Below are 26,853 nucleotides of genomic sequence, written 5' to 3' on the forward strand. Positions count from 1 at the left end.
CTCTGAAATCTAAAGGGAGGAAATTTGCAATCGCATTGGGTAAAGTGGCAATAATTGGGCGCTTTCATTGATTCGTCCCGACCGGGTCGGCATCAGGGATCGACCGGAAGACGCAGAGCGCCGCAAAAGAAACGGGGTTGAGGGCATGAGTAGTATCGAAGAATTGCAGGGCCGGATTTCGGTCGCCTTGGCCCGTATCGGCTCGGGCGTTGAAACGCTGGCGCAACGGAGCGCGAGCGCCGAGCCGGATCCGGATCTGGCCCGCGCGCTGGCCGAGGAACAGCAGACCGTGGCCCAGATCAAGGAACGGCTGCGGCAGCTGAACCTGAAACACATCGAAGAGACCGAGTCGCTCAAGGCGCAGCTGAACGAGGCGCGTGCGGCGGTTCCGGAGACCGGAGCGGATCAGGATCTGATCGCAGAGCTGCGCGCCCAGATGACGGCGCAGGCCGAGGCGCTGGCCAAGCTGGACGGCGACATGCAGCGCGTGCGCCATGCCAATGATGCGCTGCGCAAGTCGAACGCGGCGCTGCGCGAGGCGAATGAAGCCGGGGTGGGCGAACCCGATCTGATCAACAAGGCGATGCTTGCCGAACTGGAAAGCCTGCGCGCCGCCCGCGCGCTGGACATGTCCGAGGCGGGCGCGGTACTTGCCCGGCTTGAACCGCTGCTGAAGGCAAGCGCGCAATCGGAAGGGGAGCTCACATGATGCCCGAGGTTACGATCAATATCGGTGGCCGGTCCTTTGAGGTTTCCTGTCAGGAAGGCGAGGAAAGCTATCTGCATTCCGCCGCCAAGATGCTGGACGACGAGGCGCAGATCCTGTCGGACCAGATCGGGCGCATGCCCGAGGCGCGGATGCTGCTGATGGCGGGGCTGATGCTGGCGGACAAGACGGCGTCGTTCGAGGACAAGATCCGCGACATGGAAACCAAGCTGGCAGAAAAGGACGCCGAGCTTGAACAGTTGCGCGAGATGCCCGCGCCCGAGCCGGAACGCATCGAAGTGCCGATCGTGCCGCCGACAGTGCTTGACGCGCTGGCGGAAATTGCCGCGCAGGCCGAGGCGGTTGCCACCAGCGTCGAGGAGCAGACGGCCGAGTAATCGGCCGCCTTTGCGGGTCGCGTGTCAGAAGTCCGACAGTGCCTCAGGCATCCAGTGGACTTCCTTGCGGCTCGCCTTGAAAAAGCAGCGCCCATATTTTTTCAGATTTGCCTGATCGATTTCAAAGCCGAGACCGGGGGTCTGTGGCATGTTGAACCAGCCGTGGTCGTGCAGGAAGGGCTGGGTAAAGATCATGTCGCGGCCTTCTGGCGTCCAACCAGGCGGCGAGACCGGGTATTCGAACAGCGCCTCGCCCGCAAAGCCACTGGCTGCAAAGACATGCGCATTGGCGATGAAGCCGAAGCCGTTCGACCAGCAATGCGGGGTGAACTTCAGCCCTTGTTCGCGGCATAGCCTGGCTATTTTCAGGCTTTGCGCGATGCCTCCGGCCCACATCGCGTCCGGTTGGTAGATGTTGTAACAGCCCATTTTCAGCATCCGCGCGAGCTCCCGGTATCCCATCAGGTGTAGTTCGCCCCCGGCAACGGGGACGCGGGAATAGGCGGTGAGCCGGGAGATTTCCTCGTGCCATTCGCCAAAGAGAGGTTCCTCGACCCAGGCAAGGCCGACATCGGCGGCGGCATCGACGAAGCGTTTGGCGCGGTCGAGTGACCACAGCGGCGCGTCGCCGTTCTGGGTCAGCCGAAAGGCCTGATTGCAGTCGACCGAAATTTTCATCCGTCCCTGCATATAGGTCGCGATGTCCGAAATATGTTCGATATCAACGGCTTCATCGAAATCATGAACCCGGATCTTCATGATCTTGAAGCCTTCGGAGAGTCGCTCTTCGGCTTCGTCGCGCCGGGCCTGCGGGTCTTTCAACTCGCCCGCAGAGGCATAGAGCGGGAGGCGATCGTCCGTGCCGCCGAGATATTTGTAAAGCGGCAGACCGGCGGTCTTAGCTTTGATGTCCCAGAAGGCCGGTTCGAGCCACCAATTGAAATTGCCACCGGCGGCCATGATCTGGATGCGCTCGGAGAGGGTTTCGATATCGCTTGCGTCCTGACCAAGGAAGAGGCCTGCCAGCAGATCGCCGAGACCGGCGCGCTCGCGTCCTGCCGCCGGAAAGCCGCTCCAGCCTTCGACGCCGTCATCGGTGATGAAGCGGACAATACACATGGAAACCTGCGTTCTGATCGTGCCGGGTATCCAGGAGGGGGCGTGCGGGGCAGGCAGCGGCGTCTTGACGAGGTAGAGTTCGACGCGGTCGAGCACTTGCATATCGAGTCCTTTCACAGGGTTCTGCGCGCTTTTGGTTGTCGGGGGGTGCGCGAGGCCGTAGGCAGAACGCTATGAAGAGATTGGTTTGGTCGATATATCCAATTAAGCAAAACTGAGGGACCAATTCTCGAGTCGGAGAATTGGAGTGATGAGCTCAAAGTTGGTTGGAAGCCTGCGCCTGCCCGGATCGGCAACGCGGATAGCGTCGGCAAGCACAGGCTTGACCCTAAAAAGAAAAACCCGCCGGTGAGGGCGGGTTTTCATAGGTCTCGAATGTCCGCAAGATCAGCCGTTGGCTTCGCGGATCTTGTTCGCGGCGTCTTTGTCATAGGCGACGCCGTTTTCGTCGAACAGGGTATCGAGTTCGCCGGACAGGGTCATCTCGGTGATGATGTCGCAACCGCCCACAAATTCGCCTTTGACGTAAAGCTGCGGGACGGTCGGCCAGTCGGAGAAATCCTTGATGCCCTGACGGATCGAGTCATCGGCCAGCACGTTCACATCGGCGAAATTGACGCCCATGTAGTTCAGCACGCCTGCGACACGGCTGGAGAACCCGCATTGCGGCATTTCTTTGGTGCCCTTCATGTAGAGCACAACGTCATTGGCGGTGATCGTTTGCTGGATCTGGCTGGCGATGTCCGTGGTTTCGGTCATTTGCATGTTCCTTTGCTCATCGTGGCGCGGCCGTGGTCGGCTTGGCCGTGGCGTTGACGCCAATATAGGTGTTCCGGCGGCCATGGTCTACGGGGGGCCGGGTTTGCGTGGATCAGGCGGGCGCCTTGGTGGTCAGGGCAAGCGCGTGCAGCTCTCCGGCAGGGCCGTCCATCTTGCCTTTCAGAGCGGCGTAGACGGCGCGCTGCTGCTGTACGCGGTTCTTGCCGCGAAAGCTTTCGTCGATCACCTCGGCCGCGTAGTGATTACCGTCGCCGGCCAGATCGGTGATGGTGATGCTGGCATCGGGAAAGCTCTCTCGGATCAGGGCTTCGATGTCATGGGCTTGCATTGCCATACTGGCGGACTCCTTTGTGAAATTCAGATGTAGGATGCCTGACGCGCGGACACAAGGCGAGGGCAGAGCGTGGCTATTAGATCGGGATTGCCCGGATCTGCAAGCCGGTTGGTCAGCAGCGGTGCATCAGACGTCGAGGTTGACCCAGACCGGGACATGGTCTGACGGTTTTTCGTGGCCACGGATTTCGGAATCGATGCCGGTATCTGTCAACCGGTCGGCGCATTGCGGGGTCAGCAGAAAGTGGTCGATGCGGATTCCGTCGTTCTTGTTCCAGGCACCGGCCTGATAGTCCCAGAAGGAATAGTGACCGGGCCCCTGCACCCGCGCGCGGAAGGCTTCGGTGAAGCCGAGATTCAGGATGCGACGGAAAGCGCTGCGGCTTTCGGGCAGGAAAAGCGCATCTTCGCGCCATGCATCGGGGCGTTTGGCATCCTCGGCCTGCGGAATGATGTTGTAATCGCCTGCCATGAGAGCAACTTCCTCACCCTCGAGCAATTCTTGCGCACGAGCGCGCAGACGTTCCATCCATGCGAGCTTGTAGTCATATTTTGGCCCCGGCGCCGGATTACCGTTGGGCAGGTAGAGACCACAGATACGCAGCGCTTCCTTGTTCACGACGGTTGCCTCGATCCAGCGCGCCTGATCGTCATCGTCATCTCCGGGGAGCCCGCGCCGCACGTCTTCGAGGGGGAACTTTGACAGGATGGCGACGCCGTTGAACGATTTCTGGCCATGAGTTTCGACCTGATAGCCACGGTCTTCGAAGAGGTCGCGGGGAAAGGCTTCGTCGACGGATTTGATTTCCTGCAGGAGAACAACGTCGGGCTGGGCGTCATCCAGCCATGCCGGAAGCGCGGCGGCACGCGCCTTGATCCCGTTGATGTTGAAGGTGGCCACTTTCATGGTGATTACCCCGTCCCGATCTGGTTCCGATGCCCGATCTATGACCCAGCCGGAGGCCCGGGACAAGGCGTAGCAGGTGATTCGCCTGTCAGAAACTGGTGTTGCATTTTCACAACTCAATTTCGACCCTGACGCGCGTCAGGTCTGCCGCGCATCCGCACTAGAAGATTAACAGACGGACTCGGATGCGCTTCACGTCCGGAGACAGTTGCGGACTGTGGATAAGAATTTTTGCGCTGACCAGATTCTTGACGGAACGCTTTAGCGTCATCGTTTTGCTTAGCAATTTTGATGTGGATAACTGGGTCCCTTTGGGGAGCGCACCAGAAAAAACTCTTAGTAACTCGGCGTCAAACTGCAAACCTGAGGAGGTGATCCACCAACTTCGAAACGAGGAGATTTCCAGATGACTGCACTTCAAAAAACTTACGAAACCGTCAATTTTTCTCTTGCACCCACTGCGAGCATGTTCGGTGGCGACGCGACAGAGATGTATTCCTCGGCGTCTTTGCCCAGCAAGGCAGGGGATGCGATCCGTGGTGATGCGACCGCGCTTTTCTCCTCGGCATCGACGCCTTGCGGGGACGTTTCAGCCACCGGCGGCGCGCTGACGGGGATGTTCTCCTCGGCGAGCTGAGGGGCCATTCGGGTCGATAGCGTGGGAACGGCGTTCGTGGACGCCATTTGAAAGGTACTAGAATATGTCGAATGTCATCCACCTGAACCTGGCCGCCCATCGCCAAACACGAGATCAGCGACTTGGCGCGCTGATCTCGAACTTTGCCAGTCAGCGTCGCGTTCCCGATGATGTTTTCTGGCTTAAGGAAAATGCCGAGCTGCTGAACATCCTTGAATGTACGGGCACCCATGTCGGCGCCGAGAGGCTGGCGCCGCATGAAGGGTTCTATGCTTCCGTCGAGCGCCGGGTAAGTTTTTTCCCACAGTATTACCGCTTTCTGCTGTCGATCTGCCTTGATCTCGAAGATCTGGGCATGCCGGGCGACAAGGGCGAGGCGCTTGCCGCCTGGGTGGCACGCGAAGAACTTGTCGGGGCCGAGCTGTCGGATCTGCAACGCGCCGAGGCGCGCCGGTTGCTGCAACGCCGCGGTGCATGGGATGCGCGTGACGATGCGGCGCTGGTAAACCGGCTGCATGAGTTCATGGAGCGCACGCGGACATTTGCGATTCCCAACAAGAAAGCATGTTACGAGCTGACCCATATCGTCTTTTACCTGAGCGAATACGGTCGTCGTGACCCCGAGATCACAGAAGCGTCGAAGGAAAGTCTTGAATTCGCTGGACTTCTGGCTTTTCTCGATCAGGACGCCGATCTGCTGGCTGAAATCTGCATCGCCTTGCGCTATGCTGGCGTGGAACCGTCGGCGATATGGGAGGGATGGCTTGCCCGCGATACCCACCAATTCTTAATCGAGACAGGTCAGAATGCGCGGGCGGCAGACGATTACCATACCTATTTCGTGGGCAATTGGGCGATGGGCCAGTGCGGAGACCAGATTTTCACTCAGGACGTGGCGCCGGGGCGCCTTTCCTTTCATCGACCCGTCCAAGCGGCAGCGCCACTGCGCCAGATCTCGGAATATCTCTTCCACCTGAGGGAGTCCCGAAGCGATGACTGGTACCTGATGCGCCCGCTGGTCGAGAACTGCCTTTCCGAAGAAGGCTATGCCATCCTTAAAGAGGCGCAGTCGAGTTCCCCCCGGTTCGACGCCTTTTTTGCACAGTTTGCCCGAGCCAGCCAGCAGGATGCCATCGTGCGGGAGACCGTGCTGTGAGCGGGGCGCAGAAAGCCCTTATGGGGGCCATGCTCGCGGCGTTCTACACGGTTTTGATTTCCTGCGCTGATGCGATCACCAAGCTGATTGCGGGCGGATATGCGGCACCGCAGCTTTACGCGATTTCCGGGTTTCTCGTCGTGATGATGTGCCTTGGCGCGAACCGCTTTTCGGGCACGAGGGTTCGAGGGTTGCTGACGGTTTGCCCGCGCGCGATGGGGCTGCGCTCAGTTGCGACCGTGCTTGCCGCTCTATCGTTCTTTTACGCCTTCAAATTGCTGCCCTTTGCCGACGTGTTCATTTTCATCGGCCTCATGCCAGTCATGGCGGGGCTGATGTCAGGGCTGATTCTTGGCGAAAAGGTACGTCCGGGTGCATGGATTGCGCTGATGGCTTGTTTCACGGGCGTACTTTGCCTGTTTCCGGAAGGGATCCGCGCGATGCAATGGGGGCATGCCTTTGCCTTTGCCGCGACCTGTTTCGGGACATTCTCTATCGTGCTGGCCCGTTATATCGGGCGCTGGGAAAGCAATGCGCTGGCGCAGGTGTTCTATCCCAACCTCGCGATCTTCGTGTCGATGGCCGTGGTGCTGCCTCTGGTCTGGAAACCGATGCCGATTGCCGATCTGGGGTGGGTTGCGGCCTATGCGGCGATCCTGTTCGGCGCGCGCTGGCTGCTGGTCGTCGCCTTGCGGTTGCTCGCTGCCTATGCGGTAACGCCGATGATGAACCTGCAGTTTGTCTGGATGGTCCTGCTGGGCGCACTCTTTTTCGGCGAAATGCCGGGAGCCGAGACCTATCTTGGGGTCGCGATCGTGATCGGGTCGGGGCTGTTCCTGATCTGGGATCAATTCGTGCCGGCGACGGTAGATATCAAAGCCCAGCCGGCGGTGTCGCCCCGCCGATGAGCCGATAGATCACATCGAAAAGGACGTGCCGCAGCCGCAGGACGAGGTTGCGTTGGGATTGTCGATCACGAAACGCGCGCCGATCAATTCCTCGGTAAAGTCGATGACCGCGTTGGACAGGAAGGGCAGGGAGATGTTGTCGACAACGACTTTCTGACCGTGACCTTCGAGAACGAGATCATCCTCGGCCGGTTGATCAAGCGCGATTTCATACTGGAATCCAGAACATCCGCCACCCTCTACCGCAACACGCAGCGCCTTGCCTTGCGTGGCTGCGCCGATTTCGGCGAGGCGTTCGAACGCGCGATCTGTGACTTTCGGGGGCAGTTGCATTTCCGGGCTCCGGCAGCGGTTTCCTTATCTTCTGGTCTACAATATAGAAACTCAGACGACAGGCGACAAGGATGAGTAACAATGTGGGCGCCTTATGCCTCGGATCCGGCAAAAACCAGGGGACGGTTGATACCGGAAGAGGAAAGCAGTTTCCGATCGTGTTTCCAGCGCGACCGGGACCGGATCATTCATGCCAGCGCCTTTCGGCGGCTGAAGCATAAGACACAGGTCTTTATCGAACACGAAGGCGATTACTTTCGCACGCGGCTGACCCATTCCATCGAGGTGGCTCAGGTGGCGCGGACGATTTCCGGGGCGCTGGGGCTGAATGCCGAGCTGACCGAGGCGGTCGCGCTGGCCCATGATCTGGGGCATCCGCCGTTCGGTCACACGGGCGAGGATGCCCTGGAAGAGCTGATGCGCCCCTATGGCGGGTTCGACCACAACGCCCAAGCGATCCGTATCGTGACCCATCTGGAACGACATTACGCCGATTTCGACGGGTTGAACCTGTCATGGGAAACACTGGAAGGGCTGGCCAAGCATAACGGCCCGGTGACCGGAGAATTGCCGTGGGCACTGGCGGCCTATGCGGAAAAGCATGACCTGGAACTCGACAGCTATGCGAGTGCCGAGGCGCAGGTGGCGGCGATTGCCGATGACGTGGCCTATAACCACCACGATCTGCATGACGGGCTGCGGGCCGAGCTGTTTTCGACCGACGAACTTGCCGAGCTGCCGATCCTCGACAGGAATTTTGCCGAGGTGGACCGGCTTTATCCGGGGTTGAACTATTACCGGCGCAGGCACGAGGCACTGCGGCGCTTTTTCGGGGTGCTGGTCGAGGACGTGATTAATTTCGCGCGCATTCGTCTGGACGAGATCAATCCGCAATCGGTCGAGGATGTGCGCGGGGCAGGGCGCACGATCATCCGCTTTTCCGACGAGGTGTTTACCGATCTCAAAGAGATCCGCGACTTTCTGTTCCAGCGCATGTATCGTGCTCCAAGCGTTGTGGAAGTTCGGGCCCAGGTGACGCAGGTGGTCCGTGATTTGTTCCCTCATTTCATGGCGCATCCCGAGCTTTTGCCCAAGCAATGGCGCAAGGATGTCGAGGAAGCACAGGGCGAAACCGAACTTGCCCGGATCGTGATGGACTATGTCGCTGGCATGACCGACCGTTTCGCATTGCAGGAACACGCGCGTTTGCTGGGAACCGAATTAGACCCAAACCGTTCCCCTCTCTAGGGGCTTGAAAAGGATGACAGAATGGCCGTTGCTGATGGGGCGATAACACCGGTGATGGCCATCGCGCTTGCCGGCTCAATGGGGGTCGGCGCACAATGGCTGGCTTGGCGTCTCAAGCTACCTGCAATCGTCCTGATGTTGATGGCCGGGGTGCTGATTGGCCCGGTCTTCGGGATTTTCCGTCCAAATGAAGTCTTTGGCGATCTGACGCAGCCCATCATCTCCATTGCCGTTGCGATAATTCTGTTCGAAGGCGGGCTGACGCTATCGCTTCATACGCTGCGCGAGGTGCAGCAGGGAGTTATGCGCCTTGTGGTCATCGGCGCGCCGTTGGGGTGGCTGCTTTCGACGCTGGCCCTGCATTACGCGGCAGGGCTGAGCTGGGAAAGTTCGGCGGTGTTCGGCGGTATCATGGTGGTGACGGGGCCGACGGTGATCGCGCCGCTGCTGCGGCAGGCGCGCCTCTCGCGCCGTCCAAGCGCGCTTTTGCAATGGGAAGCGATTCTGAACGACCCGATTGGCGCGATGGCGGCGGTTCTGGCGTTTGAAGTGGTCGCGCTTCTTAACCTCGACGTCGATACGACGAGCGAGGCGATTTTTCACGTCGGTGGTGGCGTTCTGGTGTCCATCCTTGCGGGGTGTGCGGCGGGCCTGTTCCTGTCCTGGGCATTCCGGCGCGGCAAGGTGCCGGAATACATGAAGGTGCCTTTCATCGTCGTTTTCCTGCTGGGGGTCTTTGCGCTTTGTAATGCGTTGCTGCACGAAAGCGGATTGCTCGCGGTGACGGCGATGGGGGTGATCCTCGCCAATGCGAACCTGCCATCATATGACGAGATGCGGCGGTTCAAGGAGCACGCGACGATCCTGCTGGTTTCGGGGGTGTTCATCATTCTCGCGGCTTCGCTCGATTTCTCGAGCCTAGAACAGCTCACTTGGCGGGCCGCTATCTTTGTGGCGGTTGTGATCCTGATCGTGCGGCCGCTGACGGTTTACCTGTCACTGGTGAAAAGCGATGTGAGCTGGCGCGAACGCACGCTTGTGGCCCTGACCGGGCCGCGCGGCGTTGTGCTCGTGGCGGTGGCAGGGTTGTTCGGCGACCGGCTGGTCCAGACAGGGATCGAGGATGGGGCGCTGATCGCACCGCTTGCCTTTGCTTTGGTGGCCGCCACAGTTGTCGTACATGGGTTCTCGCTGGCGCCGCTGGCACGGTTGCTGGGGCTGAGGGGGGCCGAGCAACCCGGTATCCTTTTGGTTGGCGGCTCGCCCTGGAGTACGGCCTTTGCCGAGGCAGTGAAGCGGACCGAGGTGCCGGTGCTGATCAGCGACCGAAACCGCTCGCATCTGCGTAAAGCCCGTAGCCTTGGGATCGAGACATTCTTTGGCGATGTCCTGTCCGAAACCGCGGAGCAAAAGATAGAGAACGCGCATTACGCGCGTTTGGTGGCCGTTTCCGACAATGATGCCTATAACACGCTGGTGGCCACCGATCTGGGCCCGGAATACGGGCGAGACAATGTCTTTCAGCTTCAGCGCGAGAACGCGGAGGCAACGCGAAATTCTCTGCCGGCGTCCCTTGGGGGCAGGATATTCGCACAAGGTAAGACCTATGAGGAACTGGAAACCAATTTCCGTGCGGGATGGGAATTCCGCGTGACGAAGCTTTCCGAAGAGTTCACCTACCTTGACTGGCGCGGGCAGCGGCCGGATGCAATCATCATGATGATCGTTTACCCGGATGGCACATTGCGCTTTCCAGGACCGGATACCGATGTCGCCGGGGGCAAGGGGGCGCAGATCGTGCACATGTCGCAAAAACTGCCCGAAGACAAAAAAACGCAGGAGAAACTGTCGCCTCTTGCCGCAGGCCAGGAAGAGCAGGGCGCGTGAGGCGTTGACCTTGAGGGTGCGCGTGCTAAACCCCGCGCATCTTTACAGGAAGCCGACATGAACCTCTTTGCCAATATCCGTACGCTTGTTCTGGACAGTCTTGAAACCCTCGTGCGCGAAGGCGCGCTGCCCGAGGGGCTGTCTTACGACAATGTCACGGTTGAGCCGCCGCGAGATGCGGCGCATGGTGATATGGCGACCAATGCGGCAATGGTGCTGGCCAAGCCAGCCGGGCTGAAGCCCCGCGATATTGCCGAGGCGCTGGCGCGCCATCTTGAGGCAGATGAGCGGATTGAGGGTGCCGAGGTCGCGGGGCCGGGCTTCCTGAACCTGCGCTTGTCGCCGGTTGTCTGGCAGGAAGTCGTGGCGACGGCGCTGAGCGAAGGCACAGCCTATGGCCGCTCTGACATGGGGCAGGGCAAGAAGGTCAACGTGGAATACGTGAGCGCGAACCCCACGGGTCCGCTGCACGTAGGCCATACGCGGGGCGCGGTATTTGGCGACGCGCTGGCCAGCCTGCTGGCCTATGCGGGCCACGATGTGACGCGCGAATATTATATCAATGACGGTGGTGCGCAGGTCGATGTGCTGGCGAGGTCGGTTTACCTCAGATACCTTGAGGCGCTGGGGCAGGAAGTTGCTTTTGAAGACGGGACCTATCCGGGCGACTACCTGATCCCGGTCGGTGAGGCGCTGGCTAAAGAAAAGGGCGACGCCTGGGTCGATCAGCCCGAGGATGTCTGGCTTGAAGAATTGCGGGACTATGCCACCGACGCGATGATGGCGCTGATCCGCGAGGATCTGGCCGCGCTTGGCGTCGAGATGGACGTGTTCTTTTCGGAGAAATCACTGTACGGCACCGGGCGGATCGAGGCGGCGCTGGCCGATCTTGAAGCCAAGGGGCTGATCTATGAGGGCGTGCTTGAGCCGCCGAAAGGCAAGACGCCGGAAGACTGGGAGCCGCGCGAGCAGACGCTGTTCAAATCGACCGAACACGGCGATGACGTGGATCGGCCGGTCAAGAAATCCGACGGCGGCTGGACCTATTTCGCGCCGGACATCGCGTATCATTACGACAAGGTTTCCCGGGGCTTCGACGCACTGATTGATGTGTTTGGTGCGGATCACGGCGGTTATGTCAAACGGATGAAAGCGGCGGTGTCCGCACTTTCGGGCGGATCGGTGCCGCTGGATATCAAGCTGACGCAGCTGGTGCGGCTCTTCAAGAACGGCGAGCCGTTCAAGATGTCGAAACGGGCGGGTAATTTCGTCACGCTTCGCGATGTGGTCGATCAGGTTGGGCCGGATGTAACCCGCTTTGTGATGCTGACCCGCAAGAACGACGCGCCGCTTGATTTCGATTTTGACAAGGTGCTGGAACAGAGCCGCGAGAACCCGGTGTTCTACGTGCAATACGCCAATGCTCGGGTGATGAGCGTATTGCGCAAGGCGGCCGATGCCGGGATTGTCGCCGATGACGCGACACTCAGGGCCGCGGACCTTGCGGGGTTGACCCACGAGGCCGAGATCAACGTTGCCAAGAAGCTGGCGGAGTGGCCCCGGCTGGTCGAAATCGCGGCGCGGACCAACGAGCCGCATCGCGTTGCCTTTTACCTTAACGAGCTGGCCGCCGATTTCCACGCCCTGTGGAACCGGGGCAACGACGCGACCGAGCTGCGCTTTATCCAAGAGGGTGATAGCGCGGCAAGTCAGTCAAAAATGGCTCTGGCACGGGCTGTTTCCGTTGTTATTTCCGCAGGTCTTGGTATTCTTGGCGTCACACCGGCGCAGGAGATGCGGTAACAAAATCGCCCAGAGCGCCGGGCTGAGGCAGAAGCAAGAAAACCGGAGCGTGCGCTTGGCACGCAATTCGGGCAGCGAGGCGACATGGCGGATATCGAGTATTCCGGCGCGTATGACGCGCAGGGTTCTGAACATGCACAAGGTGGCGGATTCGGCCGGCTGGTGAATATTGCCGGCGGGCTGGCGTCCATTGCACTGGTCGCGGGTGTCGGTGTCTGGGGCTACAAGCTCTTGATGCGGGACGTCAGCGGTGTGCCGGTGGTGCGGGCCTTGGAAGGACCGATGCGGATCCAGCCCGAGGATCCGGGCGGGCGGCAGGCAGACCATCAGGGACTGGCGGTCAACGCGGTTGCCGCGCAAGGCACGGCGGCAAAACCGGCCGAGCGGCTGATGCTGGCACCTAAACCGGTTTCCCTGAGCGATGAAGACAAGCCGATGGGCGAGTTGATCAAGGCCTCGGCCCAGAGCAAATCGGCTGAGACGAGCGAAAGCGTGGATCATCTGGTCGCGAAACTCGTAAAGGATGCGACCCCGATTGATGGTGTTTTAAACGATGAGGCGGACGGCGCCGAGATCGTCCAGCCTGAACCGCTTGCCGCTGTGGATGCGGATAACCTGATCGAGGCTGAGCCGGCGGTCATGACAGGACCGGGTTTGCCTCAGTCGCTGCGCCCGATGGTGCGACCTGCGCGGACAGAACGCCGGACGGCCCCAGCGCCGGCAGTCGCCTCTGAAACGACAGAAGTCACGGCCGATACGCTTCCGGCGGGGACGCGGCTTGCCCAGCTCGGGGCGTTTGAAAGCCCGGAAGTTGCGCGCGAGGAATGGGCGCGGTTGAACGTCAAGTTCGAGGATTACCTCGAGGACAAGGACCGCGTGATCCAGAAGGCCGAGAGCGGCGGTCGCACATTTTACCGGCTGCGCGCGATGGGTTTCGACGATCTGAACGATGCGCGTCGGTTCTGTTCGGTACTTGTGGCGGAAAACGCGGACTGCATTCCGGTGACCACGCGATGAATTTCGGCGCGACGATCCTTGATGCCGAGGGTACGCGGCTGTCTTCCGAGGAAAAGGCGTTCTTTCGCGATGTGAACCCCTTTGGTTTTATCCTGTTCGCGAGGAATATCGAGACGCCGGACCAGATCCGCGCGCTGTGCGATGACTTCCGCGAAACCGTCGGACGCGAGGCGCCGATTACTATCGATCAGGAAGGCGGACGGGTGCAACGTCTGCGTGCTCCGATCTGGCGCGAATGGATGCCGCCACTGACCCATGTGGAGCAGGCCGGAGACCACGCCGAGCGGGCGATGTACCTGCGTTACAGGTTGATCGCGCATGAATTGCGGGCGCTGGGGATCGACAGCAACTGTGCGCCGATGGTCGATGTCGCGGTCAGCGAAACCCATGATTTCCTGAAAAACCGGTGCTATGGCTACGACCCCGAAACCGTAAGCCGACTTGGCAGAGCGGTTGCGCAGGGCATGTTGGACGGGGGCGTTCTGCCGGTGCTCAAGCATATTCCGGGGCACGGGCGCGCAACGCTCGACAGCCATTATGACCTGCCGCATGTCAGTGCCGATCCGGCGCTGCTCGACATTACCGATTTCACCCCGTTCCGGGCGCTGAATGATCTCCCGATGGGGATGACGGCGCATCTAGTCTATGACGAGATCGACAGCCTGCCCGCGACGGTATCGCCCAAGATGATGGGGGTGATCCGCGAGCAGATGGGCTTTGACGGGCTGATCATGACCGACGATATTTCTATGAAAGCGCTTAAGGGCGATCTGGGAGAGTTGTCGAAGTCGGCCATTGAGGCAGGCTGCGATGTGATCCTGCATTGCAACGGCACGCTGGACGAGCGTAAGCAGGTGGCCGAGGCTGCCGGCGTGATGGGCGACGTGGCGCAGAGCCGCGCTGAGGCAGCGGTCGCCGCGCGCCATGAGCCGGACAGCATTGACATAGAGGCGCTGGAGGCCGAGCTTGACCGCCTGATGGGCGGAAAGGTTTATGGCTGAGGACGAGTTCACCGAAGAAAAGCTTTCAGTCAGCGACCGGCTGGCCGCCGAGGCGCTGATCGTCGATGTAGACGGCTTCGAAGGGCCGCTCGACGCGCTCTTGATGCTGTCGCGGACGCAGAAGGTCGATCTGCGCAAGATCTCGGTGCTCGATCTGGCGCGGCAATACCTTGCCTTCGTGGACCGGGCCAAGCAGCTGCGTCTGGAGCTGGCCGCGGATTATCTTGTCATGGCGGCCTGGCTGGCGTTCCTGAAGTCGCGCCTGCTGTTGCCACCCGATCCGGCGGATGAAGGCCCCTCGGGCGAGGAGCTTGCCGCACACCTCGCTTTCCAGCTCGAGCGGTTGCAGGCGATGCGCGATGCCGCTGCCCGTCTGATGGCGCGGGACAGGCTGGGGCGCGATTTCTTTGCGCGTGGACAGACCGAAGTTGTCGCCCGTGTGCGCAGCGTGAAATACACGGCGACCCTGCTGGACCTGACGCAGGGGTATGCCCGCATCCGAACCCGCGATGAATTCCGCCCCTTTGTCATGGACCGGGACAATGTCTTTACCATGGAGCAGGCGCTTGACCGGATGCGGGGCCTGATCGGCTATGCCGCCGACTGGACCGAGATTTCCAGCTATCTGCCTGAAGGGTGGGAGATGGACCCGGTACGCCGGCGTTCGGCCACGGCGGCAACTTTCGCGGCCTCGCTTGAATTGGTAAAGGAAGGGCATCTTGAGATCCGCCAGAGCGAGGTCTTTGCCCCGATAGAATTGCGCAAGAGGACCTAATGGCCGTGAGCGACGAGACTGAACCGCAGGAAGATACGCTGTTCGAAGCGCCGGTCATGGCCGAGCAGGAACGCATGGTCGAAGCGGTCCTGTTCGCGAGCACCGAGCCGATCACCGTGCGCGAGCTGGAAGCGCGGATGCCGCATGGGTGCGACGCGGCCGAAGCATTGGTGCGGCTGCGCAAGCGCTATGAAGGGCGAGGCGTGCGGGTGGTCAAGATCGACGACGCCTGGGCCATGCGTACGGCACCGGACCTGGGCTACCTGATGCAGAAGGAAACGGTAGAGACGAGGAAACTGTCGCGTGCCGCGATCGAGACCCTTGCGATCATCGCCTATCACCAGCCCGCCACCCGGGCCGAGATCGAGGAAATTCGGGGGGTTTCCGTGTCTCGCGGGACCATCGACCAGTTGCTTGAAATGGAATGGATCCGATTTGGCCGTCGCAAGATGACGCCGGGCCGCCCGGTGACTTTTGTGGTCACGCCCAGCTTCCTCGATCATTTCGGGCTGGAAAATGCCCGTGATCTGCCAGGGCTCAAGGAATTGCGCTCGGCCGGGTTGCTAGAAAACCGTCCGCCACCGGGCGCATTCTCGGTTGCCGAAGAGGAAGAAGAGGACGAGGCAACCACCGGTCAGTCCGAACTTTTCGAGGATTAATCGGGATTTTACCCTAAAATCTGCAAAATTGCGGATTAGGTTACGCGCGAAAGCAAGGGAAACCGCCATGAATGCAAACCAGATCCTCGACATGATCGTCAAAACCGTCGTTCGGAGGCTGGTTGGCACGGGCGTCAAGGCCGGTATGGATGCGGCCAGCGGCAAGATGCGCCAGCGCGGGCGCGGGCATCAGGACCGCTATCTGGCAGATGAGCAGGAAAGCGATATCCGTCCCAGTCCGATGCAGCCGGGAAACGCGCCCAAATCTGCGGAAGAACTGGAAGAGCAACGCCGCCGTGAAGCGCGACGCGCTGTACGACAGGCACGGCGGGCTGCGCGTGAGAACAACAACGGCTGATTTGCCGTTCAGGTGCTTTTGAAATGTTTGCTAAGCTTCAGGCCCTGACCCTGGTAGTTCGAGGCAATACCCGCGCCGTAGAGCTGGGTTGGCAGGTCGGCCATACGTTCGTAGACGAGGCGGCCGACCACCTGACCGTGTTCAAGTACAAACGGTGCCTCGTGACAGCGCACTTCGAGCACGCCGCGTGAGCCTGAGCCTCCGGCGGCGTCATGGCCGAAGCCCGGATCGAAGAATCCGGCGTAATGCACACGGAACTCGCCTACCATCGCAAGATATGGCGCCATCTCGGCGGCATATTCCGGCGGGATATGAACGGCTTCGCGGCTGACAAGAATGTAAAAGGCACCCGGGTCGAGGATGATACGGCCCTTGTCGGTGTGCACTTCTTCCCAGTATTCGCGCGGGTCATATTCACCGATACGGTCCAGATCGATAACGCCGGTATGCGGTTTGGCACGGTAGCCAACGAGCGTCGTGTCCTTAAGCGCGAGATCGACGGAAAAGCCGAGTCCTTCCTTGATGACGGCAGGCCCATCCACGAGCGGTGTCTTTTCATGGAGCGCGGTCAGTTCGGAATCGCTGAGCACCGCCTGACCCGAGCGGAACCGGATCTGGTTCAGGCGCATCCCGGGACGGACCAGAACCGAGAAGGAGCGCGGGCAGATTTCGGCGTAAAGCGGACCGTTGTAGCCGGAGGGAATCCGGTCGAACTCGGTTCCGCCATCGGTGATCGTGCGTGTGAGCAGGTCGAGCCGTCCGGTCGAGCTCTTGGCGTTGGCGACCGCCTGAATATCGTCGGACAGAGCCAGCGATTCCATCAGCGGGACAAGATAGACGCAGCCCTTTTCCAGAACGGCGCCGTCGCTGAGGTCGATCCGGTGCATCTCGAACTCTTCAAGACGCTCGGTCACGCTCTTGCCACGCCCGGCCAGAAAAGAGGCTCGGACGCGATAGGCGACCGTGCCAAGCCTCAGGTCGAGGCTGGCCGGCTGAACCTGCGCGGGGATCACCGGCGGATCGGCCTTGATGGCACCCGTGGCGATCATCGTCTCGATAGTCTGGTTTGGGCAAACGCCGGTCAATGCACACACTCCCGCCCACGAGGGGGAGAGGGGCGTTGATATCGTCGGTAGATTTTGGTCGGGCTAGCAGGACTCGAACCTGCGACCTTCCGTCCCCCAGACGGACGCGCTACCAGGCTGCGCCATAGCCCGACGATGGGCGTTACATACCCGTTTTGAAGCGGGGGACAAGAGCAAATCACCACAATATCCTCAGGAGATGCGCGTACCCGCAGCCCGATCCAGCCAGCGCCGCAATTCCTGTGTCAGCGCGGCGACCTCGCTCCGGTTTTCTTTCGGAATAGCATTCGTGCGGGACAGCAGAGATAGGGTTCCGGCGGAAACGGGCAGGGCGCTTTCATCCGCGACCTCAGGTACATCGACGATTTCCGGGCGCAGGTTCTCGATAGAATCACCGGAAGGCTCCGACCCGGGGAGGGCTGCATCTTGTTGGAGATTCGCGGGTTCGTCCGTAGCCGGGGAATGCATTTCGTTCTCGCCGAGCGATGTCGTGGCGGCATCGGCGGTTGCGGGTTCCAATCCTGCGTTGTCTTCCAAACCGAACATGGTGGATGGTGCCGGGTCGGGGGGCTGCGTTGGCTCGGGAGCGTCAAATTCCGCAGCATCCGAAGAAAAGGATTCGTCGGTTTCGACTGGCGCGGCGGTATCTGCGCGGGTTGCTTCCGTTCTTGCTTCATCGGCGGGCGACTGTGGCGCAGCGGAATTTTCTGCCTGCCGGTGCTGGGGCATGTCCATCGGCAGTTCGGGCGAGGTGAAATCCTCCCCATTGTGCTTCGTGGCATTGCTCTGTTCCGCTGCCGGCTCTGGATCCGGACGGGATTTGAATGGTAGGACGGTACCCGCGCCAGCGCCGGTTGTTGCTGAAGCCGCAGTTGCATCGGGCGTTTCGGGAGCAGTCGAACCGTCGAAGGAGTCGAGTGGTTGCGAGAGGTTGCAGACATGTGCAACCCCTTGTTCACGAATGATCTTTTGGGCGCCTTTGATGGTCATCCCGTCTTCGTGCAAGAGCTGTTTGATACCGCCGAGAAGCTGCATGTCGGCGGGGCGATAGTAACGGCGGCCGCCCGCGCGTTTCACCGGCTTGATCTGTGCGAACTTGCTTTCCCAGAAACGCAGGACATGAGGCTGAAGGTCAAGCCAGTCCGCGACCTCGCTAATGGTGCGAAATGCATCGGGGGACTTGCTCATCTTTCAGTGCCCAGTTCAGGATTTGTTACCGTCTGCAACACGATCTTTCATTAGATGCGACGGGCGGAAGGTCAGGACGCGCCGCGGCTGGATTGGTACTTCTTCGCCGGTCTTGGGATTACGCCCGACCCGCGCCGATTTCTCACGCACGCTGAACGTACCGAAAGAAGAGATCTTGACCTGTTCACCACGTACCAGAGCGTCGGACATGTATTCGAGCATGCTTTCGACGAGTTGTGCGCTTTCATTGCGAGAGAGGCCGACTTCACGGAACACGGCCTCGCTCAGATCCATACGAGTCAGAGTCTTGTCGCCCATTGTGATCCCCCTGTGGTTTTATCCAGCATAGGGGCTGCACAATTTGCGAGTCAACATCAATGAGTTGTAAGGGCTTGGAATTGCTATTTAATGCAAAGCTTTGGCGTTACCAGCGCAGGACAACGGCGCCCCATGCCAGCCCGCCGCCGATCGCTTCGGTGACAAGCAGGTCGCCCTCTTTGATCTGCCCGCGCTGCTTTCCAACCGACATGGCCAGCGGAATCGATGCGGCAGAAGTGTTTCCGTGATCCTGAACCGTGACCACGACCTGGGACATGGGCAGGGCCATCTTCTTGGCCGTGCCTTGGATGATGCGAATGTTTGCCTGATGCGGCACGATCCAGTCAACATCGGAACTGGTTAAGGAAGCTTTATCAAGAGCTGCCTCGGCGGTGGCGGCCAGCTTCTCGACCGCGTGTCGGAACACTTGGTTGCCCTGCATGCGCAGGTAACCGGTGGTTTTGGTGGAAACTCCGCCATCGACGTAGAGGAGGTCGCGGTAGCGACCGTCGGAATGCAGATCCACGGAAAGGATGCCGCGATCATCGGACGTGCCCTGACCCTCTTTCGTTTCGAGGATGAGTGCGCCGGCGCCGTCACCGAAGAGCACGCAGGTGGACCGGTCCGTCCAGTCCATGATCCGGCTGAAGGTTTCGGCCCCGATAACGAGAATCCGGTCGCACTGGCCCGAGGCGATCAGCGCGTTCGCATTGGCCAGCGCATAGACGAACCCGGCGCAGACAGCCTGAACGTCAAAGGCAAAGCCGCGCGTCATGCCAAGAGCGGCCTGAACCATTGTCGCGGCGGACGGAAAGGTGAGATCGGCAGTCGAGGTCGCGAGAATGATCGCATCGACGGAATCAATCTCGATTCCTGCGTCTTTCAGAGCGGCCTGCGCGGCCTTGGTCGCAAGGTCCGAGGTGCCTTCGCCTTCGGCGGCGAAATGGCGTCGCTCGATACCGGAACGGGAGCGAATCCATTCGTCGGTTGTGTCTAGCGTGGCTTCGAATTCGGCGTTGGGCACTACTCTCTCGGGGAGGTAGTGGCCAACCCCCGTCACAACCGCTCTGCGTGTCATGCCCGTCCTTCTTTTCTTTCTTCCGTCGGCTTTTCGGACGGAGCCTGACCATCATGGGAAAGCTTGCCGACAGATGCAACCCGAGCCGCCAGTTTTTCCGAGAAGCCGGACTGGGCGAGTTGAAAGGCAAGTTTGATTGCAGAGGAAACGCCGGTCGCATCGGCGCTGCCGTGCGATTTGACAATAGTACCGTTCAGACCGAGGAAAACGCCGCCGTTCACCCGCCGGGGATCGATGCGTTTTTTCAAGCGCCGCAAGGAGGTTATCGCCAGAACCGAGGCAAGACGCGACATTGGAGAATACTTGAAGGCCTCGCGCAGCAGGTCTCCGATCAGGCTGGCCGTGCCTTCGCCGGTCTTGATGGCGACATTGCCGGTGAAGCCGTCGGTGACAATCACATCTGCGACATCTCCGGGGATGTCGGAGCCTTCGACGAATCCGACAAAATCGAACCCGTTATCGTCGGCAACCTGAGAGATCAGGCCGTGCGCTTCCTTCAGCTCGGTGCGGCCCTTATGTTCCTCGGTGCCGACATTGAGCAGGCCGATCCGGGGGCGCGACAGGTTAAGCCCGTTGCGCGCGTAGGAGGCGCCCATAAGAGCGAATTGCAGGAGGTCGCGGGCATCGGCACGCACGTCGGCTCCGACATCTAGCATGACGTTGAACGCCTGCGGATTGCGGGACGGCCACATGATGGCAATGGCGGGGCGATTGACGCCGGGCAAGCGGCGCAGGCGGATGGTCGACAGCGCCATGAGCGCCCCGGTATTGCCGCAGGAGACGGCAGCCGCAGCTTCGCCTTCGCGCACCGATTCGATGGCGGACCACATGGAGGTGCCTTTGCCATTTCGGACGACCTGGCTTGGCTTGTCCTCCATCGTGACGACATCGGCGGCATCGCGGAAGGTTACACGTTCAGAGAGGCCGCGCCGACGCGCGACCAGCGGTTCAAGCTCTGACTTGGGGCCGTGCAGAATAAACCGGATCTCCGGGTTCTTCTTGGCAGATTCGGCGATGCCGGCGACAACAGCTTGTGCGCCCGCATCCCCACCCATCGCATCCACGGAGATCGTGGTGCGCCGGTCAGAACTATTGGTTTGATCAGGCTGGGCTGTCATTCAATTGCCCGCCGCCTTTGCTCAAGCCGCGTCTTCGTCCAGGTCGATTTCGTCGACTTGTGCGACAATTTCCTTGTCGTCATAGTGGCCGCAGGCGGCACAAACGTGGTGAGGACGCTTCAACTCGCCGCAGTTCGGGCATTCGTTGGGGTTCGCCGCGACCAGTGCGTCATGTGCGCGGCGGTTGTTGCGGCGCGATTTCGATACTTTGTTCTGTTGGACGGCCATGTCTCAACCTTTATCTCATGTTACGTCGCGGGCGATCCCGGCGACCTCTGTTTCAATTCTTCAGCAGTGTGAAGCGGCGTGACGTGCGTTTAGGGCGGTACCCCAGCAATGTCCAACCATAAATCCGATGAAGGCGCGAAAATACGTCGAAATCTGCATAGTGCAAGTTCTTTTTCACGCGACCCTGCGGAACATGATCGGCAGCTGGCGCTCAGCTATCCTTTTTCAGCGCGTCCCGCAACCCGGCAAGCCCGGCAAAGGGCTTTACGTCCTCGTCGCTGAGCGGCGTCGTACCGGGCGCGGCAAAGGTTGCATCGCCGGGTTCCGCATTTTCTTTCCGCGGGTAGAGCGGCAGGGAGAGGGCCAGCGCCTCGGCCATGACAACGGCAGGATCGATGACACTGCCAAGTGGTTCGAGGGTTTCATCCTCGGGCATCTCGACTTCGTCCCCTTCGGGTTCGGGCATGTTCGCAAGGTAGGTGCGACGGACGGGCACGTCGATCCTGGTCGTGACCGGTTCCAGTGTCACGACGCAGGGCTGAACGACGGTGGCGCCGAGTTTGCCGGTCAGAACCCAGTCGCGTTTGCCTTCGGCCGCAATTTCACCGACGAAAGAAAGCTTGCGCAGGGCAAGGAGATCAAGCTCTTGTGCCAGTGCGTCCAGTTGCGCGGAATTGGGCCGAAGCTCGAAGGGAGTCGGCGTGTTCTGGGAAAGGTCGGCAACCCGTAGGGCAGAAGGTCTGGTCATATCGGCGCTTTCGTTTCTTGAACCGGTGGCGCGAAGCCGTTATGCGACATAGAAGCCATAAGTGGTCAAGGCAAGAGGGTGACAAGCGTATGATACCAGTACACGGAAAGTATGTACGGCAAGCGGTATTGGCAGGAATCGTCGCCTTGACCTGTACGGCCTGCGCTTCGATCTATCGCAATCACGGGTATGTCCCCACGGCTGATGACCTTGCTGCCATCCGGGTTGGCGTCGATACACGTGACACCGTGACCGAGGCAATTGGAACGCCAGGTGCGAGCGGTGTGCTCGACAGCAGTGGCTATTACTATGTTGCGACCCGGATGCGCCATTACGGCGGGTTCGCCCCAACGCCGGTTTCCCGCAATCTCGTCGCGATCAGCTTTGATCAGCGTGGTGTTGTTCGAAACATCTCGCGCTACGACCTTGAAGACGGGCGCGTGATTCCGCTGGAACGTCGGGTCACAGATAATGGCGAATCCGACAGTACCTTCCTGCGTCAGCTGCTTGGGAACCTTGGTCGCATCGGACCGGGATCGCTGGTTCCCGAAGAATAAACGGCATATCTGCTTATTCTTCACGGCACTGATACATCTTGTGGATAGCCGGGGTCGGGACTACCGTTTCAGGTACCGTCAGCGCGAGGCCCCGATGCATCCTGTCATGCCCCCAATGACCCGCGGAAACTATCGCGTTTACGTGGCGCAAACGCGCGAAGATATCGCCGAGGCGCAGGTCTTGAGAGGGCTAGCTTTTGGTTCAGGCGGTGTTGATCGCGACGACTATGACGCGTCTTGCGCGCATGTTCTGGTGCGGGAGAAGCAAAGTTGGACGCTGGTCTGCTGTTTTCGGATGCTTCTGTTGGAAGACGGTCGGGACGTTTTCCGCAGTTACTCGGCCCAGTTCTATGAGTTGTCCGCTTTGCAGAACTTTACCGGTCGAATGGTCGAGATGGGGCGATTCTGTATTCATCCGGACTGGCATGACCCAGACATCCTGCGGCTAGCCTGGGGCGCGATGACGGCTTTTGTCGATGCGAACCGAGTCGATATGCTGTTTGGGTGTTCTTCCTTTGCCGGAACTGAAACCGGTGACTATCTGGACGCTTTTGCCATGCTCAAGGCGCGGCATCTGGCGCCGAAGCGATGGTGGCCAAGGATCAAGGCTGCCGAAGTTTTTCGTTACGCCGCGCGGTTGCGGCGCAAGCCGGATCTGAAGAAAGCGATGTCGGGCATGCCGCCGCTGCTGCGCACTTATCTGTCGATGGGCGGCTGGGTCAGCGATCATGCGGTGGTCGACCGGCAGATGAATACGCTGCATGTTTTCACCGGTGTCGAAATCTCGGCAATTCCACCGGCCCGCAAGCGGTTGCTGCGCGCCGTTGCGCAATAGGGCACGGGCGATATCGGCGACTCGTTGACAGTTCTGCGCCTATGTCATAGCGCAGCGAAATGGCCCAGATCCCCCTTTTACAGCTCTCCGATATTTCCTTGACCTTTGGCGGCGACCCGTTGTTCGACGCGCTCGATCTGGTCGTTCAGCCGGGCGACCGGGTGGCGCTGGTCGGGCGTAACGGATCGGGCAAGTCGACCCTGATGAAAGTCATGGCCGGGCTGGTGGAACCGGACAGCGGCACGATTGTGGTCCCGCCGGGCCGGACCGTGGGGTACATGGAGCAAGACCCGGACATGGCGGGCTGCAATACGCTGGGGGAATTCGCGACCCGCGATCTTGATCCGGGCGAGCTTTACAAGGTCGAGCGTGCCGCCGAAGGGTTGAAGTTCGACCCCGACCGGCTGGTTTCGACCGCCTCGGGCGGGGAGCGGCGGCGTGCTGCGCTGGCCGGGCTGATGGCCCGGGCGCCTGATCTGATGCTGCTGGACGAGCCGACCAACCATCTTGATATCGAGGCGGTGCAATGGCTTGAGCGCGAGTTGAAATCGACCCGCGCCGCTTTCGTCATGATCAGCCACGACCGTGCCTTTCTGCGTGAATTGTCGCGCGCGACGCTCTGGATCGATAGGGGCAGCGTGCGTCGGCTGGAAAAAGGGTTCGAGGCATTCGAGGCCTGGCGCGATCAGGTCTGGGAAGAAGAGGACATGCAGCGCCACAAGCTGAACCGCCTCATCAAGTCCGAGGCGCGTTGGGCGGTCGAGGGCATCAGTGCGCGGCGTAAGCGCAATCAGGGCCGGGTGCGCGCCCTTGCCGATCTGCGGGCCGAACGGGCGAACCAGATCCGACGGCAGGGCACGGCGGATCTCAACCTCGATTCGGGACCGAAATCCGGCAAGAAGGTCATCGAGGCCTTTGATGTCTCGAAGTCATTCGGCGACAAGAAGATCGTGACTGATTTCAGCCTGAGCATTCAGCGTGGCGACCGCGTGGCCTTTGTCGGGCCGAATGGCGTAGGCAAGACGACCCTGCTCAAGGTGCTGCTGGGACAGGAAAAGCCCGACAGCGGTGAGATCCGGCACGGCACGAATCTGGAAATTGCGGTCTTCGATCAGGCGCGTGCGCAGCTTGATCCCGATATGTCGCTTTGGGAATCGCTGACCGGCGACAGCGATATGCGCGTGTCAGGTCAGGCGGATCAGGTGATGGTGCGGGGCAATCCGCGCCACGTGGTCAGTTATCTCAAGGATTTCCTCTTTGACGAGTCGCAGGCGCGGGCACCGGTGCGCGCCCTGTCAGGCGGCGAAAAAGCGCGGCTTTTGCTGGCGCGGTTGATGGCGCGGCAGAGCAACGTGCTGGTGCTTGACGAGCCGACCAACGATCTGGATGTTGAAACGCTCGACCTGCTTCAGGAGGTTCTCGACGACTATGACGGGACCGTTCTGCTGGTCAGCCACGACCGCGATTTCCTTGACCGTGTTGCCTCGGCCACCGTGGCGATGGAAGGCAACGGCCAGGCTGTCGTCTATCCGGGCGGGTGGAGCGACTACGTGCGCCAGCGTGGAGAACGCGCGCCAAAGGTGGAAGAGAAATCAAAGCCCTCTGAGGTGAAGGTAAAGCAGTCCGGTGAAAAGAAGAAAGGGCTGTCCTTTACCGAGAGGCACCGGCTGGAAGCATTGCCGTCGGAGATCGAAAGGCTTGAGGCTGAGATCGCCAAGCTGGAACAGCTTATGGCAGATCCGGAGCTTTACAGTCGCGAACCGCTGAAATTCAAAAAAGCGACCGAGGCGTTGGTCGAACGGCAGGAAAAGCTGTCCGCCGCCGAGGAAGAATGGCTGTTGCTTGAGGATAAGGCCAGCGCGGAAGCAGGTTGATCCGCGCTGGACCCGACGCGATCAGCGCATACGCAGCGCGCCGTCGATACGGATGGTTTCGCCGTTGAGATAGCCGCATTCGACAATGAACCCGGCCAGACGGCCATATTCCGACGGATCGCCAAGACGCGGCGGGTTCGGCACATCGGCGGCGAGTTGCTTTTGCACATCTTCCGGCAGGCCGGCCAGCATCGGGGTCATGAAAATGCCGGGTGCAATGGTCATCACGCGGATGCCGACGGAGGCCAGATCACGCGCCATTGGGACGGTCATGCCCACGACGCCGCCCTTGGAGGCGGAATAAGCGACCTGACCCTTTTGCCCCTCAAAGGCAGCAACGGACGCGGTCGAGATGATGACACCGCGTGCGCCATCGCTTTCGGGTTCGTTCTTGGCCATGGCAACCGAGGCGAGCCGCGAGACGTTGAACGTGCCGACAAGGTTCACGTCGAGCGTTTGCTTGAACTTATCAAGGGGGTGCGGACCGTCCTTGCCGGATGTCTTAATGCCAAAGGCGATACCGGCGCAGTTTACCGTCGCGGTGATCTTGCCCATTTTTTCCATCGCAAGATCGATGGCCGCCTGCACCGACTCTTGGTCGGTGACGTCTGTCTTGGCAAAGTAACCTTTCAGTTCCTTGGCAACGGCTTCGCCGCGTTCCGCGTCACGATCCAGAATGGTGACCTGCGCGCCCTGCGAGGCGAAATAGCGGGCGGTCGCTTCGCCCAGTCCGGAAGCGCCGCCGGTGATGACCGCAGCGGTAGTGGACAGTTTCATGCTTCATACTCCCCTTGAAGAACTTCGCCTTGAATAATCACGGGCACGGGCGGGTGTCCAGAGAGGCGAGGTCAGGTGAGAAAGCTCTGCCTGTCGAGCCGCGCGAGAGGACGCAGTGCAGTGCCCAGCGGCGGAAACCATGCCCATGTGCCGCCAAGTCGGCGGCATCTGGCGCCGCATTCAAGCTTGAAACGGGCAAGTCCGGGGGCGTGAACGGAATCGATCAGCCCTAGGTCGAATCTTTCGTATCCTTTTGATTTCAGCCATTTAGCGGCGTTGTGCAGCAAAAGGTTATGCGCCGACAAGGATTTCCCCCTCGGGGTCGTATAGCCGATGTGGTAGGTCGCGGCCGTACCGTGGCACAGCACCAGTATTCCGGCGACGGGAACTTTGCCCTCTTGCGCGGTGAAAAGTTTACCAGCGCCGGGATTGGCGCGACAGTATGCAAGCGTGAGCGCGATTGGCCAGCTTCGATAGCCGCGTGCCTGTCGCTGGGCAAGATCAGCCTGCAAGAGCCAGTGATCACTGGATTGCGGCATGATCTGGCGGGTAACCCGCAACTCTTGAGCCTCGGCATGGCGCAACCGATTTCGCCATTTCTGGTGCATGACGCCAAGCAGATCCTGATCCAGATGCCATTCGGCGACGCTGGCAGGCGTGAGAATCGGCACGGCACCCATATCTTCAAGTTCCGGAGAGGGATGGTCGGGCGTGATCAGCATGAGCGACCGGCGAACCCCTTTGCTGTTGCGGAACTGCGAGAGGTCACGCGACCTCAGGTCGACGCGTGACAACAGGTTGACCGCGAATCCTATGGAGAAGCGGCGACGCAGCATCAACAGGGGCGTATTGCCTTCGAAAAAGAGGTGGTTTTGCCCGATCGCGCGAAGCGTTCTGGCATAGTTGGCATGCTGTTGAAGCGGCTGAGGTAGCGCACGGTCAGAAGAATCGAACATGCCCGCTATTTACGCGCCATTAACCTAAAAGCGCGTTAATGGCCGTATGAAGCAGAAAGACACCTT

At 60.4% G+C, this 26,853-nt stretch carries 30 protein-coding genes and 1 tRNA gene; 16 read left to right on the top strand and 15 right to left on the bottom strand.

All coding sequences use genetic code 11. From position 1 onward, the window contains the following. Positions 1-145: 145 nt before the first annotated feature. Both MF268_RS09510 and MF268_RS09515 read left to right on the top strand, forming a co-directional pair. Entirely contained in the window at positions 146-709 is a 564-nt protein-coding gene (locus MF268_RS09510; protein WP_238370626.1) for a hypothetical protein, read from the top strand. Further along, entirely contained in the window at positions 709-1,104 is a 396-nt protein-coding gene (locus tag MF268_RS09515) for a cell division protein ZapA (RefSeq protein WP_238370706.1), read from the top strand. The genes MF268_RS09510 and MF268_RS09515 overlap by 1 nt, the downstream gene beginning before the upstream one ends. Positions 1,105-1,128: 24 nt before the next feature. On the opposite strand, the gene MF268_RS09520 is transcribed toward MF268_RS09515, so the two are convergent. The 4 genes from MF268_RS09520 to xth all read right to left on the bottom strand — a co-directional run bounded on the left by MF268_RS09520 (position 1,129) and on the right by xth (position 4,243). Then, a complete protein-coding gene (locus MF268_RS09520; RefSeq protein WP_238370627.1) occupies positions 1,129-2,325 on the bottom strand; it encodes a mandelate racemase/muconate lactonizing enzyme family protein in 1,197 nt (398 codons plus the stop codon). 285 nt (positions 2,326-2,610) lie between these two features. Then, entirely contained in the window at positions 2,611-2,982 is a 372-nt protein-coding gene (gene grxD / locus MF268_RS09525) for a Grx4 family monothiol glutaredoxin (protein WP_238370628.1), read from the bottom strand. A 112-nt stretch (positions 2,983-3,094) separates the two neighbouring features. Then, entirely contained in the window at positions 3,095-3,337 is a 243-nt protein-coding gene (locus MF268_RS09530; RefSeq protein WP_088632534.1) for a BolA/IbaG family iron-sulfur metabolism protein, read from the bottom strand. Positions 3,338-3,463: 126 nt separating this feature from the next. Next, entirely contained in the window at positions 3,464-4,243 is a 780-nt protein-coding gene (xth, locus tag MF268_RS09535; protein WP_238370629.1) for an exodeoxyribonuclease III, read from the bottom strand. Between the two features lie 406 nt (positions 4,244-4,649). On the opposite strand from xth, the gene MF268_RS09540 reads away from it, so the two are divergent. The 3 genes from MF268_RS09540 (at position 4,650) to MF268_RS09550 (ending at position 6,944) form a co-directional block, all read left to right on the top strand. Beyond that, the gene (locus tag MF268_RS09540; RefSeq protein ID WP_238370630.1) at positions 4,650-4,880 is read left to right on the top strand and encodes a DUF6749 family protein; all 231 of its coding nucleotides are present in this window, start codon (positions 4,650-4,652) and stop codon (positions 4,878-4,880) included. A gap of 64 nt (positions 4,881-4,944) precedes the next feature. Further along, positions 4,945-6,036, top strand: a complete 1,092-nt coding sequence (locus MF268_RS09545; RefSeq protein ID WP_238370631.1) for a DUF6902 family protein — start codon at positions 4,945-4,947, stop codon at positions 6,034-6,036. Next, entirely contained in the window at positions 6,033-6,944 is a 912-nt protein-coding gene (locus MF268_RS09550) for a DMT family transporter (protein WP_238370632.1), read from the top strand. The genes MF268_RS09545 and MF268_RS09550 overlap by 4 nt, the downstream gene beginning before the upstream one ends. 9 nt (positions 6,945-6,953) lie before the next feature. On the opposite strand, the gene MF268_RS09555 is transcribed toward MF268_RS09550, so the two are convergent. Beyond that, complete coding sequence (locus MF268_RS09555; RefSeq protein WP_088632529.1) at positions 6,954-7,277, bottom strand: HesB/IscA family protein; 324 nt, start codon at positions 7,275-7,277, stop codon at positions 6,954-6,956. 81 nt (positions 7,278-7,358) lie between these two features. On the opposite strand from MF268_RS09555, the gene MF268_RS09560 reads away from it, so the two are divergent. From MF268_RS09560 to MF268_RS09595, 8 genes are all read left to right on the top strand, one after another. After that, a complete protein-coding gene (locus MF268_RS09560; protein ID WP_238370633.1) occupies positions 7,359-8,525 on the top strand; it encodes a deoxyguanosinetriphosphate triphosphohydrolase in 1,167 nt (388 codons plus the stop codon). A gap of 21 nt (positions 8,526-8,546) precedes the next feature. Further along, a complete protein-coding gene (locus MF268_RS09565; RefSeq protein WP_238370634.1) occupies positions 8,547-10,412 on the top strand; it encodes a cation:proton antiporter in 1,866 nt (621 codons plus the stop codon). A gap of 57 nt (positions 10,413-10,469) precedes the next feature. Beyond that, positions 10,470-12,215 carry an arginine--tRNA ligase gene (gene argS, locus MF268_RS09570; RefSeq protein ID WP_238370635.1) on the top strand — a complete coding sequence of 582 codons (1,746 nt, stop codon included), beginning with the start codon at positions 10,470-10,472 and terminating at the stop codon, positions 12,213-12,215. Positions 12,216-12,299: 84 nt separating this feature from the next. Next, the gene (locus tag MF268_RS09575) at positions 12,300-13,232 is read left to right on the top strand and encodes an SPOR domain-containing protein (protein WP_238370636.1); all 933 of its coding nucleotides are present in this window, start codon (positions 12,300-12,302) and stop codon (positions 13,230-13,232) included. After that, the gene (gene nagZ, locus MF268_RS09580; RefSeq protein WP_238370637.1) at positions 13,229-14,233 is read left to right on the top strand and encodes a beta-N-acetylhexosaminidase; all 1,005 of its coding nucleotides are present in this window, start codon (positions 13,229-13,231) and stop codon (positions 14,231-14,233) included. The genes MF268_RS09575 and nagZ overlap by 4 nt, the downstream gene beginning before the upstream one ends. Then, positions 14,226-15,008 carry a segregation and condensation protein A gene (locus tag MF268_RS09585; RefSeq protein ID WP_238370638.1) on the top strand — a complete coding sequence of 261 codons (783 nt, stop codon included), beginning with the start codon at positions 14,226-14,228 and terminating at the stop codon, positions 15,006-15,008. Before nagZ ends, MF268_RS09585 begins: the two co-directional genes overlap by 8 nt. Then, a complete protein-coding gene (scpB, locus tag MF268_RS09590; RefSeq protein WP_238370639.1) occupies positions 15,008-15,667 on the top strand; it encodes an SMC-Scp complex subunit ScpB in 660 nt (219 codons plus the stop codon). The genes MF268_RS09585 and scpB overlap by 1 nt, the downstream gene beginning before the upstream one ends. A 67-nt stretch (positions 15,668-15,734) precedes the next feature. After that, the gene (locus MF268_RS09595; protein ID WP_238370640.1) at positions 15,735-16,025 is read left to right on the top strand and encodes a hypothetical protein; all 291 of its coding nucleotides are present in this window, start codon (positions 15,735-15,737) and stop codon (positions 16,023-16,025) included. 8 nt (positions 16,026-16,033) lie between these two features. Here MF268_RS09595 and MF268_RS09600 read toward each other — a convergent pair whose 3' ends face one another. The 8 genes from MF268_RS09600 to MF268_RS09635 form a co-directional block, all read right to left on the bottom strand. Continuing rightward, positions 16,034-17,110, bottom strand: coding sequence for a 2'-deoxycytidine 5'-triphosphate deaminase (locus MF268_RS09600; RefSeq protein WP_238370641.1), 1,077 nt, complete (start codon positions 17,108-17,110; stop codon positions 16,034-16,036). A 55-nt stretch (positions 17,111-17,165) separates the two neighbouring features. After that, positions 17,166-17,242 (bottom strand) — tRNA-Pro (locus MF268_RS09605). A gap of 60 nt (positions 17,243-17,302) precedes the next feature. Continuing rightward, on the bottom strand, positions 17,303-18,298 hold the full coding sequence (locus tag MF268_RS09610) for a MerR family transcriptional regulator (RefSeq protein ID WP_238370642.1): 996 nt from the start codon (positions 18,296-18,298) through the stop codon (positions 17,303-17,305). A 15-nt stretch (positions 18,299-18,313) separates the two neighbouring features. Further along, positions 18,314-18,616, bottom strand: a complete 303-nt coding sequence (gene ihfA, locus MF268_RS09615; protein WP_088632519.1) for an integration host factor subunit alpha — start codon at positions 18,614-18,616, stop codon at positions 18,314-18,316. Positions 18,617-18,722: 106 nt separating this feature from the next. Beyond that, positions 18,723-19,694: a beta-ketoacyl-ACP synthase III gene (locus MF268_RS09620; RefSeq protein ID WP_238370643.1), complete on the bottom strand. Its 972-nt coding sequence runs from the start codon at positions 19,692-19,694 to the stop codon at positions 18,723-18,725. Continuing rightward, positions 19,691-20,812: a phosphate acyltransferase PlsX gene (gene plsX, locus MF268_RS09625; RefSeq protein ID WP_238370644.1), complete on the bottom strand. Its 1,122-nt coding sequence runs from the start codon at positions 20,810-20,812 to the stop codon at positions 19,691-19,693. Before plsX ends, MF268_RS09620 begins: the two co-directional genes overlap by 4 nt. Positions 20,813-20,833: 21 nt before the next feature. Continuing rightward, positions 20,834-21,040: a 50S ribosomal protein L32 gene (gene rpmF / locus MF268_RS09630; RefSeq protein ID WP_088632516.1), complete on the bottom strand. Its 207-nt coding sequence runs from the start codon at positions 21,038-21,040 to the stop codon at positions 20,834-20,836. Positions 21,041-21,251: 211 nt separating this feature from the next. Then, entirely contained in the window at positions 21,252-21,788 is a 537-nt protein-coding gene (locus MF268_RS09635; protein ID WP_238370645.1) for a YceD family protein, read from the bottom strand. A 146-nt stretch (positions 21,789-21,934) separates the two neighbouring features. On the opposite strand from MF268_RS09635, the gene MF268_RS09640 reads away from it, so the two are divergent. From MF268_RS09640 to MF268_RS09650, 3 genes are all read left to right on the top strand, one after another. Then, entirely contained in the window at positions 21,935-22,345 is a 411-nt protein-coding gene (locus MF268_RS09640; protein WP_238370646.1) for an outer membrane protein assembly factor BamE, read from the top strand. 106 nt (positions 22,346-22,451) lie between these two features. Further along, the gene (locus MF268_RS09645; protein WP_238370647.1) at positions 22,452-23,180 is read left to right on the top strand and encodes a GNAT family N-acetyltransferase; all 729 of its coding nucleotides are present in this window, start codon (positions 22,452-22,454) and stop codon (positions 23,178-23,180) included. 59 nt (positions 23,181-23,239) lie between these two features. After that, positions 23,240-25,054: an ABC-F family ATP-binding cassette domain-containing protein gene (locus MF268_RS09650; RefSeq protein WP_238370648.1), complete on the top strand. Its 1,815-nt coding sequence runs from the start codon at positions 23,240-23,242 to the stop codon at positions 25,052-25,054. A gap of 21 nt (positions 25,055-25,075) precedes the next feature. Here the strand turns inward: MF268_RS09650 and MF268_RS09655 are convergent, their stop codons facing one another. Both MF268_RS09655 and MF268_RS09660 read right to left on the bottom strand, forming a co-directional pair. After that, entirely contained in the window at positions 25,076-25,831 is a 756-nt protein-coding gene (locus MF268_RS09655) for a 3-hydroxyacyl-CoA dehydrogenase (protein ID WP_238370649.1), read from the bottom strand. 71 nt (positions 25,832-25,902) lie between these two features. Further along, positions 25,903-26,787 (bottom strand): GNAT family N-acetyltransferase, encoded by an 885-nt coding sequence (locus MF268_RS09660; protein ID WP_238370650.1) that lies wholly within the window; start codon positions 26,785-26,787, stop codon positions 25,903-25,905. Positions 26,788-26,853 lie beyond the last annotated feature (66 nt).

It is taken from the genome of Heliomarina baculiformis (genome assembly GCF_019966545.1).
Classification (GTDB): domain Bacteria; phylum Pseudomonadota; class Alphaproteobacteria; order Rhodobacterales; family Rhodobacteraceae; genus Heliomarina; species Heliomarina baculiformis.